This window comes from Streptococcus sanguinis, assembly GCF_019929225.1.
Classification (GTDB): Bacteria; Bacillota; Bacilli; order Lactobacillales; family Streptococcaceae; genus Streptococcus; species Streptococcus sanguinis_J.
This window is the reverse complement of record NZ_JAHZPA010000004.1, coordinates 194,416-208,214: the sequence shown is the minus strand read 5'-3', so window position 1 is coordinate 208,214 and position 13,799 is coordinate 194,416. Positions and strand designations below refer to the sequence as shown.

Below are 13,799 nucleotides of genomic sequence, written 5' to 3'. Positions count from 1 at the left end.
GTTATCAGTGCTTTATCTTGAAAGCGACGACTGTAATTCTTTCCATATGTGGTAAAATGAGGCACCTTGTCATCCAAGCTTAGTCCAAGAAACCAACGATAGGCTACATTTACTTCAATGTCTTTAATGGTTTGGCGCATGGAGCGAATGCCATAAAAACATTGAATTAAAGGAATTTTGACTAACATGACGGGATCGAGACTAGGACGACCATTATCTGGACTATAGGTATCTTCAACTAAGTCATAGATAAAGTCAAAATCAACCTCTGATTCCACTTGGCGAAGAAAGTGATCCTCTGGGACCAATTCGTCTATCGTATAGAAGCCATATTGACAGCGATGATAATCAGGTTTTTCTTTGTGAAACATAGGGAGCACCTCACAACTTTTCTTACCTCTATGATACAACTTTACAAAAAGAAAAGCCCTTAGAAAAGTGTCTTCTAAGGACTTTGTCTTCAATCTGAAAGGCCATCAAGGCCTTTTTACTTGTCCTGTTTTCGTAAGTCAGCTAGTATTTCCTGAGCAGCAGCGAGGTTGAAAGTCTTCTTAGCTGTTAAGTGACGGACTATAGCAGCAATTTCTTCGCCTTGGGCTCCAGCTTGTAATGCTAAAGATTTGGCTTGCAATTTCATATGTCCGGCTTGAATGCCAGTGCTGACCAGGGCTTTGAGGGCAGCGAAGTTTTGCGCTAATCCGACTGATACAATGAGGGAAGCCAATTCCTTGGCCTGAGGCTGTCCTAGCAAGTCAAAGCTGGCTGCCACTGCGGGATTGAGGCCGACGGATCCTCCCTTAGTCGCAATGGGCATGGGCAGGGTCATCTGGCCATGAAGCTGACGTTTGTCTGGGTCTGCTGTCCAAGTAGAGAGGCCGCGGTAGCTTCCTTCTCGGCTGGCATAGGCATGGGCACCGGCTTCTACAGCCCTCCAGTCATTTCCAGTAGCCAGCACCAAAGCATCAATACCATTAAAGATACCTTTATTGTGGGTAGCTGCCCGGTAAGGGTCAACCTGGGCTAATTTGCTGGCCAGCTGCATTTTATCCGCAAGAAGTTCCGCCTCGGCCGTATCCCGGCTGAGAAAGCGATAGCCGATGACACAGCGGGCTGTTACGAGACTATCTGTTGCATAGTTTGACAGGATAGCCATCAGACTCTTACCGCCAGTCAGATCTTTCAGAGGAAGGGTGAGGGCCTCCAGCATGGTGTTGAGCATATTGGCTCCCATAGCTTCCTGCGTATCCACAGATAGATAGAAAATGAGGAAGTCTTCCTTTGGCTCCAGCCAGAGATCTCTAGCTCCGCCCCCACGGGCAACGATCGATGGATAGGCTTGGTTGGCCTGCTCCAGCAACTCTTTCTTTTTCCTGAGAACATCTTTAATGGCTTGGTCGATCTTTTCAACCTGATAAAGGGCAATCTGTCCAATCATCTGGCGTTTGTGAACCTCGGTCTCAAATCCGCCTGAACGTTTGATAATCTTAGCCGCAAAGCTAGCCGCTGCTACAACAGATGGCTCTTCTGTCACAAATGGAACTTGATAGGTCTTACCATCCACCAGAAAGTCTGGCACCAGAGAGTAGGGCAGGGCCAGAGTGGCCAGTACATTTTCACTCATCTGGTTGGCTGTTTCCAGAGGCAAAGTCTGCTGACTGTCTAGCAGCTGCCAATGTTCATCTTGTAAAAGTCCCTTTTCTTTCAACATCTGCAGCCGTTCAGCAGGAGTTTTTTTGGAAAATCCAGTCCAGTTTACTTTCATGATGATTTCTCAACTTTGATGTACTTACGCTGGTGCTCTGCAATTTCTGCCAGAGCAAAGCTTTGTTCCTCATATCCAGAGAAGCTGGCATTGCCTTCCGCATCCAGCTCAGCTTCTTCAAAAAAGATGCGCTCGTAGTCTGCGATGGAAAGAGCCTGACGCTGGTCTAATTCCTCTAGGCGTGTCTGGGATAGATGCTTTTCATAGCCCTCTACCAAATTGGCACTAAAGATTTCAGAGACAGCTCCGCTGCCATAGCCGAAAAGAGCAATCCGATCGCCGGCCTTGAGGTTGTCAGAGTTTTCTAAAAGAGACAGGAGGCCTAGGAAGAGGGAGCCTGTATAGATATTTCCAACTTTTTGGCTGTAGAGAATAGAGGCTTCAAAGTTCTTTCTAAGCTGGTCTTGCTGCTCTTGGGGCAGGCTTTTATCCATGATTTTATTGAGGCCTTTAAGGGCCAGTTTTGGATAAGGCAGGTGGAAGCAGTAGGCCGCAAAATCTTTGAGAGTTAGCTTGTGGCGTTTTTGGTACTCCGTCCAAGTTGTCTTTAAGCTATCCAGATATTGCTGGGTTGAATAGAGCCCGTTGACATAAGGTGTTGTCGAGTAATTTGGACGCCAAAAATCCATGACATCACGTGTCTGCGCTACATTATCATCATTGAAAGCGAGGATACGAGGATTGCTGCTAATCAGCATAGAAATAGCTCCCGCTCCCTGAGTTGGCTCGCCCGGTGTATGAATGCCATACTTGGCAATGTCGCTAGCTAACACCAAAACTTTGCTGTCTGGATGTTTTTCGATATGGAGCTTGGCATAGTCCAGTGCAGCAGTTGCTCCATAGCAGGCTTCCTTGATTTCAAAGCTGCGGGCAAAGGGCTGGATGCCCAAAAGCCCGTGGACAAAAACGGCTGCCGCCTTGCTCTGGTCAATCCCTGACTCAGTAGCCACGATGACCATATCAATCTTTTCTTTGTCCTCTGCTGTCAGGATGGGCTCTGCTGCCGCTGCTCCCAAGGTAACAATATCCTCAGTCAGAGGAGCAATGCTTAGTTCCTTGAGCAAGAGTCCCTTGCTAAGCTTTTCTGGGTCAGTCCCACGGGCTGCCGCTAAATCATTTAATTTTAAGACATAATTACTGGTCGCAAAACCGATTTTGTCGATTCCGATTGTCATTATAAGACCTCTTTAAATCCTTTTATTCTAGTATATTCCGAAAACTATTTTACCATACTTAGGAATAAAACTCTTACAAAAAACATCTAATCTCAGCTAAATCAGGCTTAAGATGTATTTTCCAAAATAAAAACAGCAGATGGCTCTACTGTTTATTTGCTGTGAGTTTGGTTTGGCGCTTTTTTAAATAGTGATAGAGCTTGAGTACGACGGTGCCACTGGCCATGCCAATCGAGATAACCAAGGCCAGAATGACCACCAGAGTGGCGTGAATCATGGCCTGGCTGTAATCACCAGTTACAAAGAAGGCAGTCGTCCGATAGGAAATGTAGCCTGGGACTAAAGGTGCTAGAATGGCCAAAATAAAAACAACAGCAGGCGTTTTGTAGATGATGCTGAGGATTTGGCTGATGCAGGAACCAAGGATAGCAGCCACAAAGGTTGCTATGATGACGTTGGTCGGTCCTTTGAGCAGGAGATAGAGCAGCCAAATAGCCATGCCCAGCACTCCGCCGGGAATCAGCATACTACGCTGGACGTTTAGAACGATTAGAAAAGTAATGATGGCCAGTAGGCTGGCAACGGCTTGCAGTAAGAAAGTCAAGATTGTCATAGGCTTATTTCATAATAAGGAGGGCGACAGAGGTACCTGCACCGAGAGCAAGAGTGATGAGGAGCGATTCAAAGAGCTTGCTCATCCCAGAGTTGATATGGTTGGTCATGATGTCACGCACAGAGTTGGTCAGAGCAATGCCGGGCACAAAAGGCATGACAGAGCCCGCAATAATCAAATCATCTGTGGAGTTAAAACCGGAATAGCGCGTCCATACATGAGCCAGTAGTCCGAAGACGAAGGCTCCAGCAAAAGCTGTCACAAAAGGAATGCGGATATACTTGTCCACATACAAAGAGAAGGCAAAGCCAAAGAAGGTAGCAATGGCAGCCCCCAAAGCATCGTAGAAATTTCCGCCAAACATGATGGAGAAGAAGGGAGCACTGAGCGTTGCGGCAGCGATCAGCTGCTTGTTGTTATAGGGCAGCTCCTTGACTTTAAGGCGATTCAGCTCATCAAAAGCCTCCTGAAGGCTGATTTCTCCTGTTACCAACTGACGGGAGACTTGATTGACGTCGCAGACCTTTTCGATATTGTAGTTGGTCTTGAGATTGCGCTTCATCCGTGAGACATTTGTATTTTCAATCGAAAAGAAAATAGCCACTGGCATTGCTAAGGCATTGCAGTCGATGATCCCTTGCGAATGAGCGATACGAATCATGGTGTCTTCCACCCGATAAGTCTCGGAACCGCTCTGCAGCAGCAGTGTCCCAGCCAGCATGATGACATCTACCGCCAGATTGAAATCTTTGGCTTCTTCCCTGATACCTTTCTCTGTCATTTCCCCAGTCCTTTTCCTAGTATAGCAATAGAACCATTATACCATAAAGCCTCTGAAAAATATCATCAAGTTGGCAGTCACTCGAAGTCTGAAATACAAAAAAGAAGATTGGAGATTTCCAATCTTCTTTCAAATGGTTTGTAAGTCCTTAGTCGTTTATTAGCTCAAAGCATCGTCCATAGAGAGCACTTCGTGGAAGACACGTTGAGTCAATTCAGTCTTTTGCTCTGGAGTCAAGTACTTAGTGTTTACACAGTAACCTGAGATACGAACGATAACATCTTCGCCAGACATAATCTTGTCGTAAACATCCTTCAAGTCCATAACGTTCAAGTTAACGTGCTGACCACCGTTTTCGAAGTAGCCGTCCAAGATAGTAACCAAGTTGTCTACTTGTTCGTCGTGAGTCTTACCAAGCGCACGAGGTGATACTTGAGTTGTCAATGAGATACCGTCAGCTGCGTAACTGAAGTCCAAGCTAGCAAGTGAGTTCAAGTTTTGCAACCAGCCACCTTTTGCCTTGTTAGATGGGTTGGCACCTGGTGAGAAGAATTCCAGTTTAGACAAGTTCACGCTACCATCTTCGTTGAGGTAAACTCCTTTGTGGACTGGTGAGTTACCAGTTTGTTTAGAGTAAGCAACGTTAGATGTGATAGTCAAGAGTGATACTGTTGCTTCAGCGTTCTTGTACAGTTTGTGGCTGCGCAGACGAGTTGTGTAAGCTTCTACCAACCATTCAGCCAGTTCGTTAGAGCGAGGATCATCTTCACCCCAACGTGGGTATTCTCCGATTGTTTCATAGTCGTAGATATAGCCGTTTTCGTCGCGGATTGGCTTAACAGTTGCATACTTGATGGCAGACAAGGTATCAACAGTGTTGGCAAATCCACAGATACCGAATCCCATGTTAGCACGTTGGTAAGTTGGCAAGAAGGCCATTTGAACAGCTTCGTAGTTGTACTTGTCAGTCATGTAGTGGATGATGTTCAAGGCATCTACGTAAGTGTCAGTCAACCAGTCAAGTGATTTTTCAAAGTTCGCTTTAACTGATTCAAATTCAAGAACGTCGTCACGGATAGGCTCGATGTCAAATACCTTGTAGTCTTTATGAACATCATCGTAACCACCGTTGAGACCTGTCAGAAGGGCTTTCAGTACGTTTACACGAGCACCAAAGTATTGGATATTGTGGCGTTGTTCTTCATTTTCAGGGTCAAGTGGAGACACACAGCAAGAGATACAGCTCATTTCACCGTAGCCGTCTTTAGCCATTGTTGTTACACCTTCGTATTGGATAGAAGAGTGCTTGTGGCTCATGTGCATACAGTAGCGACGGAATGAGTATGGAAGTTTGTCAGTCCAGAGAACGGTCAAGTTTGGCTCTGGAGAGTTACCAATGTTGTCAAGTGTGTTAAGGAAACGGTAGTCCATCTTTGTAACACGGTGACGGCCGTCGTTCCCCATACCTGCCATAGAAGTAGTGATGAAGGTTGGGTCACCAGAGTAAAGTTGGTCGTAAGCTTTCGTACGAGCAAACTTCACTGTACGAAGTTTCATAACGAAATCATCAACAAATTCTTGGATTTCTGATTCAGTGTAAGTACCGCGAGCCAAGTCACGTTCAGCATAGATGTCAAGAACGATAGGCACACGTCCAAGAGAAGTAGCAGCACCGTTGATAACACGGCAGACAGCCATGAAGGCGATGTTAGTCCATTGGATAGCTTCTTTAACGTCAAAAGCAGGACGGCGAACGTCAACTCCGTAAAGGTCACCAAGTTTTACAACTTCACCAAGTGCTTGGTATTGCAGGTTGATTTCTTCGCGCAGACGGATTGTTTCTTCGTCAATATCAGTCAAACCATTCCAGTCGCGAACTTTTTCAGCCATGAGGTAGTCAGCTCCATAAAGAGCAAGACGTGCGTAAACCCCGATGATACGTCCACGTGAGTAAGCATCTGGAAGACCAGTTACAGTGTGGGCGTGACGAGCACGGCGGATGTTAGAAGTGTAAGCACGGAAGATACCGTCATTTACTGTAGTAACATATTTAGTAAAGATTTCATGAACAGCAGGATCTGGTTCGTATCCATTTTCTTTCAAAGTAGTTTCAGCCATGCGGATACCGCCTTTTGGCATGAAGTTCAATTTGAAGAGTTCGTCGTTTTGGATACCGTAAATCAGTTCGTTGTCCTTGTCAATGTAACCAGCGTCAATATCAGCGATAGATGCTGGACGAGTGTCCATTGGGAAACGAGTTTCTTCGTAGTGAGCTTTTGTTTCTTCTACGATTTTCTTGATGTGGAGTGAGCGCTCAGTAGGACCTGCCAAGAAGCTTTCATCTCCATCATAAGGTGTGTAGTTAGCTTGAACGAAGCGAGAAACACTTGCTTTCTCTTTCCAGTCTTCACCTTTGAAGCCTTCCCAAGCTTTGTCAAAAATATCTTGAGCTTCAACAACTGTTTTTACAACCATTTGATTTTCCTCTTTATTCTAGCAACATAAACTGTTACATTTATAAGTAAAGTATATCATACGGTAATCGGTTTCACAAACCATTTTCGGCAGAAAGAAAGACTTTCTTTTATAATACAGAAAGTAAAAAGTCGCAGATGTGTACTATAGATTTGAAAAACATAAATCTTTTCAAATATTTTGGAAAAATGGGTAAAAAAGTTATAATAAAAGTAATTAAAATGTCATACAAAAATTACTGACGAAGAATCTTACGTTTAAAATACTTTTTACAAGAATGAAAAACTGTTTCAGATTTATTTGAGCAAAAAGGGCCGACTTTGTGAAAGCCTGTAAGCTGAGATTGATTGTAGGAGAAAGGAGGAGGGTATGCTGATTTTTCCACTGATTAACGATACATCTCGGAAGATTATCCACATTGATATGGATGCTTTTTTCGCTTCGGTGGAAGAGCGGGATAATCCTAAGTTAAAGGGGCATCCAGTCATTATCGGCAGCGACCCACGCTTGACAGGCGGTCGTGGTGTCGTCTCCACCTGCAATTATGAGGCCAGAAAGTTCGGAGTTCATTCGGCTATGAGCTCCAAGGAAGCCTATGAGCGTTGTCCTCAGGGGATTTTTATCTCGGGGAATTACGAAAAATATCAAGCAGTCGGCTTGCAGATCCGAGAGATTTTCAAACGATATACGGATTTGATTGAGCCAATGAGCATTGACGAGGCCTATCTGGATGTAACGGAAAACAAGCTTGGGATTAAATCCGCAGTCAAAATAGCCAAGCTGATTCAGCACGATATCTGGAATGAGCTGCAACTGACGGCTTCGGCAGGCGTTTCTTACAATAAGTTTCTGGCCAAGATTGCCAGTGACTATGAGAAGCCTCATGGTCTGACTGTTATTCTGCCTGAGGAAGCAGAGGCCTTTCTGGCTCCTATGGACATTGCCAAATTTCATGGGGTTGGTAAGAAGAGCGTTGAAAAACTGCATGAAATGGGAGTTTATACTGGTGGAGATCTGCTCAAGATACCAGAAATGACCCTGATTGATAAGTTTGGTCGCTTTGGTTTTGATCTCTATCGTAAAGCGCGTGGCATCAGTAATAGTCCAGTCAAGTCCAATCGTATCCGTAAGTCGATTGGGAAGGAGCGAACCTATGCCAAACTGCTCTATAGTGAGGAGGACATCAAGAAAGAGCTGACCTTGCTGGCTCAGAAGGTAGAAAATAGCCTGACTAAGCATGATAAGAAAGGACGAACAATCGTTCTGAAAATTCGTTATGCCGATTTCTCCACCTTGACTAAAAGGAAAAGTTTGAATCTAGCCACTCGAGACAAGGAGCAAATCGAGCGAACGGCGCATGAGATATACGATAGCTTGGAAGAGCAACCACGAGGTATCCGACTGCTAGGACTGACAGTGACGGGTTTTGAATAAAGATAAAGGCTTGGTTCATTACCGAGCTTTTTTAGATATAGTTTTTAGTATGAGAGAGTTGCTTGTGACGAGTTTCTAAGTTGGCTGATAATTTTCATTAACTAAAAATAATCTTTTTTGAAAAAATACTGGACAAAGTTTTCTGTGTCTGTTATACTAAGTTTATAAAATAAAAAACCGTCTGGTCGGTTTTTAAAAGAAAGGAGCAGAAATGAGGAAATCTGTAGTAGAAAAAACAAGCGAGCACATTCTCAAGTTGAATCAGGAGATGGATCGGCAGCGGGAAGGTCAGAAAGAGTTTTTGCAGCAGCAGGCAGAAAAGCGTAAGGTGCAACTAGAAAAGATGACACAGGGTGAGGATGGCATACGCTATTCTAAGTGGGGAGTCAAAGCTTGCTATGCTGTCCTTGCTGGTGGCTTGCTGACTTCTGTCTTTAGCCCTTGGCGAGGACTGGGTATTATGGCAGTAGGGGGTCTGAGCCTTGCCTCCAATCTCTGGCATATCCGGCGATTGCGAAATCAAGAAAGGAGCAAGTAGCAGAGAAATGGCCTGTCTTAAGCATCAGAGTCAGGACAACTTAGAAACTAAAAGCAGCAGGCAGTAGCTAAACGGTGCTGACATAGCTTTTAGCATTATTTAGTCTATATTTGCTTTTTATTTTAAGCAAGGACTAAAAGACTACGTTTTCTATTTGGCGCAGGTCTTTATTTTTTATAATAAAACAAACCGAATGGTCGGATTTTAAAAACTGCGTTTCAAAACAGGCAATCATCTGAAAGACTGAGAGTAAAGGATGCCTTTGTCCAGTTTTCGGATGACTTTTCACTATTCTACATTTGATAAGGAGTTATCGTATGAACAAACAAACACATGTAGAGCCAGAGACAAGGCATATCCTGCCCTTTCTGGCCTGGACTTTTGGCATTACCTGGGGAGCCTGGCTGCTTCAGTATATTTTAACCGCCCTGAAGCTGACCAGCGGGGCTGAGCCTTTGGGCTTTGCTCTCAATTTCATCGGGGGCTTCGGACCGACCTTGGGAACTTTTATCAGCCTCAAAATTTCTCATCCCAAGAAGATGCTGGACTTTATCTTCTCCCATGCCAAAGGCTGGTGGATTTACATGCTGGTCTTCTGTCTGGTTCGGGTTTTGACCCTTTTTATCGCTAATCCAGCCTTGCCGCCCCTGAATGCCATTCTGATGTTTCCCCTGGGCTGGACCTTTGTCACCTTTGCTGGGGGCGGCAATGAAGAGATTGGCTGGCGGGGCCTCCTGCAGCCGGCTCTGGAGAAAAAATTCTGCTTCCCTCTGGCAACTGTCATCACGGCTCTGGTCTGGGTGGCCTGGCATCTGCCCCTCTGGCTGATTCCGGGAACAAGTCAAAGTCAGGTTTCTTTGCCCTTCTATCTCTCCTTTGGTATCTTGCTCTGTTTCTGTCAGGCGGTTCTCTACAAGCAGACGGCCTCTGTCTTTGCCTGCATGGTCTTTCACGGCTGCATTAACTTTGCTCAGGCGACGATTGTCGGCAGTGCTACAAATGGCGGAAGGTATCTCAGCTTCCAGGCTGCTAATCTGGTCATGACCGCCCTGCTGGTCGGCTGGTGGTATTGGAAGGGCAATCGGAAAGGGGTTCAGAAAGATGCAGGCTAAAAATCTTGGCAATCGCTCTTCTGCCAAAGAAAAAGGAGTTATCGTATGAACACACAAACACATGTAGGGCCAGAACCCAAGCATATTTGGCCTTTCTTAGCTTGGACCTTTGGTATTAGCTGGGGATCCTGGCTGGCTTCGGCTTTCCTGAGAATTCCTATTATTTCCCAGGTCCTAACCATCGTTGGTGTTTTTGGCCCGGCCATTGGAGCCAAACTGGTCTTAGGAAAATCGTTCAAGGAGCTCTTGGCTTCTATCGGATCGGCCCGAAAAAGGACTTGGGTCCATCTCTTGATTTTGACAATTCTTTATACCCTTTCCATAGTCTTTTGGAGCCCGCTCCTGCCTGGTTTTAGCCCCCTCAGGATTGCTCTGCTTTTTCTCATGACGACTCTTCTGACAGGCGGCAATGAAGAGATTGGCTGGCAAGGTTTTCTGCAGCCGACTCTGGAAAGACTTCTGCCCTTTCCGATAGCGACTGTAACAACCGGTCTGATTTGGTCTGTCTGGCATCTGCCCCTCTTCTTTACCCCCGGCAGCAGTCAGGCAGGGACTTCTTTTCTAGTCTTTACTGCCGCCTGCCTGCTCGCCCGTTTCTGGCTGGCGGCTCTTTACAAGGTCAGTCAGTCCATCCTTTACTGTGTTCTTTTCCACGGGGCCATCAATACCATTGGTGAAGGCATTTTCCTGGGGAAGGGGACGGAAAATCCGCTCTTTTTCCTAGGCTATATCTTGATGGCGGCTTACAGTATCTATCTTTGGTATCAAAGGGATCAGCGAGACAAGGCTTAAAGATATTTTTATGGTTTTGTATTTCCCCGGCTTTTTTGGTAGAATAAAGCTATATTAGAAACAAAGGGGAACAGAATGGCGCAACGAAAAGACAAATCCCAGGCCATGAGAGAAAAAATTTTAAATACAGCAACCCAGCTCTTTATCCAAAAGGGGTCCGAAAAGACCAGTATGCAGGACATCGCCCAGACGGCAGGCATTTCCAAGGGGGCTATCTACCATCATTTCAAGTCAAAAGATGAGATTGTCCTGGCGGTGATGAGTAGCCGGCAGGAGCTGATGGAAGAAGAGATGAAGCAGTGGCTCAAGGCTACGGAAAATCTGACTGGCAGAGAGCAGCTGCAGACCATCATCAAGTCTAATCTGGGAAGTCAGACAGCCCGGGCTATAGATGGCATCATTTTGGGTGAGTATGAGAAGGACGCGGGCTTTATTTTGACCATGATGCGGGACAATCTGCGGATAGGCGCCTCTGTGGTCAGTGACATTATCAAAAAAGGCATGGCAGATGGGTCTATCCAGACTCAGTATCCGGACCAGGCTGCAGAAGTTTTTCTGCTGCTGGTGAATTTTTGGATGCATGGGACCGTTTTTGAAAGCGATCCTGAAAAACTGCCAGAACGCTTCCATTTTCTGCAGTTTATGATGACCTCGATCGGCATGGATATCTTTGATGATGAGCTCATGCAGCTCTTTATCCAGAAAAATAAGGCATAAAAAAAGGCGATAGGACAGAACTAAAAAATTTAATTCTGTCCCAGCCTTTTTATTCATGTTTTAAATATACTGTGGATATCCTCCTCGGTCAGGCCGATTAGGGGGTCAATTTTCTGGAAGTTTTCCTCAGTCAAGACATAGTTTTCCACAGGATTGTGAATATTGCTCTCAGCTTGCAGAAAATCGCCAAAGCGCTCGATTAAATAGGTTTTGCGGGCGGTACCGGTGTTTTTGACGGCATAGTCAAAGGCTACTTTTTCCCCAAGTAAGATCAACTTGCTCTTGGCGCGGGTGATAGCAGTGTAGATGAGGTTGCGCTGCAGCATCCGGTGACTGCTCTTGGTGATGGGCAAAATAACTACCGGAAATTCACTGCCCTGAGACTTGTGAATGCTCATGGCGTAGGCCAGGCGGATCTTGTACCACTCGCTACGCTGATAGACAAGTTCATTGCCATCAAAGTCAATGGTCAGCTCGTCCTGCTTGGAGTCGGTGTACTTAGCAGGCAGCAGGTCGCTGATATAGCCTAAGTCACCGTTGAAGACATTGCTTTCGGCATCATTGACCAAGTGGATAACCCTATCTCCTTGGCGATACTGACAGTCGGGAGCTTCAAAGATCAGTTCATCTTTCTCTACAGGATTGATGAGATTTTGCATGAGATTGTTAATCTGGTCGATACCGGCTGGCCCCCGATACATAGGTGCTAATACCTGAACATCTTGAGCTGGGATACCGCTGCGAATGGCAGCGCTAGCGATTTTTTCAATCATAGGTGGGATATGCTCATTTCTAGCTTCAAAATAAGATCGGTCCGCTTTTTTCTCTGTAAAGTCTGCTGGTAGAATGCCCTTCTGAATCTGGCTGGCCAGTGTGACGATTGTAGACTCCTCGCTCTGCCGATAGATGGTTTCCAGCTTGGTCTGTGGGATAGTCGGTATCTGCAGTAAGTCCGCCAGAACCTGACCTGGACTGACAGACGGAAGTTGATCCGCATCTCCGACAATCAAGAGCTTGGTCTGAGAGGAGATATTGCTGAGGAGTTGATTAGCCAACCAAGTATCCACCATAGAAAATTCATCCACAATGATAAAATCAGCATCCAGATAATCATCCAAATGACTGGTATCATCATCTCCGGTCATCCCCAAATGCCGGTGGATAGTAGCGCTAGGAAGACCAGTCAATTCGTTCATGCGACGAGCAGCACGTCCGGTCGGAGCTGCAAGCAGAATAGGCAGATCATTGACCTTTCGCAGATCCAAGCCGCGAAGCTGGGCGTAGACTGCGATGATGCAGTTGATAACAGTAGTTTTTCCAGTACCCGGTCCGCCGGTTAGGATAAAGACCTTCTGATTGATAGCCTGACGGATGGCTTCTTTTTGGATACTGTCATAGGAGATGCCGGAGCTTTCCTCCACTTGCTGGATAGCCGCAGTAATGTTATCTGCGTCAAAGCAGTCTTGCTCTCCTTTTTCCAGCAGACGGACCAGATTACTTTTTATTCCTTCTTCAGCAAAAAATAGGCTGTTTTCAAAGATCTTGGTCTCTACATTCTGGACCTTATCTTCCTCAATCAGATGGGCCAGCTCATCAGCGACTAGACTAGGGTCCAGCTCCACTTGGCGTGAGCTTTCTAAGAGCTTGATGGTATGCTCAAGTAAATCACGAGCTTCAACATAGGTATCTCCCCGCTCCATAGACTGGGTCAGCAAGGTGTGGACAAGACCAGCCCGAAAACGCTCAGGGGCATCACTTTGGATACCCAGCTCTTCTGCCAGATGGTCAGCGATTTTAAAGCCAATCCCCTGAATATCCTCTACCAGCTGATAGGGATATTTTTCGACAATATCCAGCGTTTCTTCCTTGTAGGTATCCTGGATTTGAAAAGCCAACTTATTGGGAATGCCGTAGGCTGCCAGCTTGGCTAGTACCATCTCAGTTCCGTAGTTAAGTCTGAGCTTGGCGACAAAGGCCTCGCGGTTCTTAGCAGCTAAGCCGTTTATCTGGGTCAGCTTTTCCGGCTCTGCTAAAATCTTGTCAATGGTGTCCTCAGTATCTTCTCCATAGAGTTGGACGATTTTTTGAGCAGTCTTGACCCCGATGCCCTTGAAATGGTCGCTGGAGAAGTATTTTACTAGGCCTTTACTGCTGGGTTTGGCTCGCTCATAGCGGGAAATTTTCAGCTGCTGGCCATATTTGGGGTGCTGGACGAGACTGCCCCAGAAAGTGTAATCTTCGCCTTCCATGACATCTGCCATAGATCCGGTGACAATGATTTCAAAATCTTCAAAATCCTCGGCATCTGTATCTTCAATATCTAAGAGCAAGATGCGGAAAAAGTTGCTGGGATTTTCAAAAATAATCCGTTCAATCGTTCCTGAAAAGTAAAATTCCATA

At 45.7% G+C, this 13,799-nt stretch carries 12 protein-coding genes; 5 read left to right on the top strand and 7 right to left on the bottom strand.

All coding sequences use genetic code 11. The features are described 5' to 3' along the window. From K1I80_RS08360 to pflB, 6 genes are all read right to left on the bottom strand, one after another. Window positions 1-371 (bottom strand): transposase (locus K1I80_RS08360; RefSeq protein ID WP_223313543.1); only part of this gene is annotated, 371 nt, incomplete at its 3' end. Window positions 372-487: 116 nt separating this feature from the next. Then, window positions 488-1,762 (bottom strand): hydroxymethylglutaryl-CoA reductase, degradative, encoded by a 1,275-nt coding sequence (locus K1I80_RS08355; RefSeq protein WP_223313542.1) that lies wholly within the window; start codon window positions 1,760-1,762, stop codon window positions 488-490. After that, window positions 1,759-2,937 (bottom strand): hydroxymethylglutaryl-CoA synthase, encoded by a 1,179-nt coding sequence (locus tag K1I80_RS08350; protein WP_223313541.1) that lies wholly within the window; start codon window positions 2,935-2,937, stop codon window positions 1,759-1,761. Before K1I80_RS08350 ends, K1I80_RS08355 begins: the two co-directional genes overlap by 4 nt. Window positions 2,938-3,082: 145 nt before the next feature. Continuing rightward, window positions 3,083-3,550: a threonine/serine exporter family protein gene (locus tag K1I80_RS08345; protein ID WP_002916038.1), complete on the bottom strand. Its 468-nt coding sequence runs from the start codon at window positions 3,548-3,550 to the stop codon at window positions 3,083-3,085. A 4-nt stretch (window positions 3,551-3,554) separates the two neighbouring features. Beyond that, window positions 3,555-4,331 (bottom strand): threonine/serine exporter family protein, encoded by a 777-nt coding sequence (locus tag K1I80_RS08340; protein ID WP_049547855.1) that lies wholly within the window; start codon window positions 4,329-4,331, stop codon window positions 3,555-3,557. Between the two features lie 159 nt (window positions 4,332-4,490). Then, entirely contained in the window at window positions 4,491-6,806 is a 2,316-nt protein-coding gene (gene pflB / locus K1I80_RS08335; RefSeq protein ID WP_223313540.1) for a formate C-acetyltransferase, read from the bottom strand. 369 nt (window positions 6,807-7,175) lie between these two features. Here pflB and dinB point away from each other — a divergent pair, with 369 nt between their 5' ends. From dinB to K1I80_RS08310, 5 genes are all read left to right on the top strand, one after another. Further along, a complete protein-coding gene (gene dinB / locus K1I80_RS08330) occupies window positions 7,176-8,240 on the top strand; it encodes a DNA polymerase IV (RefSeq protein WP_223311875.1) in 1,065 nt (354 codons plus the stop codon). Window positions 8,241-8,451: 211 nt separating this feature from the next. Continuing rightward, on the top strand, window positions 8,452-8,778 hold the full coding sequence (locus K1I80_RS08325) for a hypothetical protein (protein ID WP_223313539.1): 327 nt from the start codon (window positions 8,452-8,454) through the stop codon (window positions 8,776-8,778). Window positions 8,779-9,095: 317 nt separating this feature from the next. Then, the gene (locus tag K1I80_RS08320; RefSeq protein ID WP_223313538.1) at window positions 9,096-9,890 is read left to right on the top strand and encodes a CPBP family intramembrane glutamic endopeptidase; all 795 of its coding nucleotides are present in this window, start codon (window positions 9,096-9,098) and stop codon (window positions 9,888-9,890) included. A 45-nt stretch (window positions 9,891-9,935) separates the two neighbouring features. Beyond that, window positions 9,936-10,682, top strand: coding sequence for a CPBP family intramembrane glutamic endopeptidase (locus K1I80_RS08315; protein ID WP_223313537.1), 747 nt, complete (start codon window positions 9,936-9,938; stop codon window positions 10,680-10,682). A gap of 75 nt (window positions 10,683-10,757) precedes the next feature. After that, complete coding sequence (locus tag K1I80_RS08310) at window positions 10,758-11,399, top strand: TetR/AcrR family transcriptional regulator (RefSeq protein WP_049553243.1); 642 nt, start codon at window positions 10,758-10,760, stop codon at window positions 11,397-11,399. A 53-nt stretch (window positions 11,400-11,452) separates the two neighbouring features. On the opposite strand, the gene recD2 is transcribed toward K1I80_RS08310, so the two are convergent. After that, a complete protein-coding gene (gene recD2 / locus K1I80_RS08305; protein WP_223313536.1) occupies window positions 11,453-13,798 on the bottom strand; it encodes an SF1B family DNA helicase RecD2 in 2,346 nt (781 codons plus the stop codon). Between the last annotated feature and the right edge of the window lies 1 nt (window position 13,799).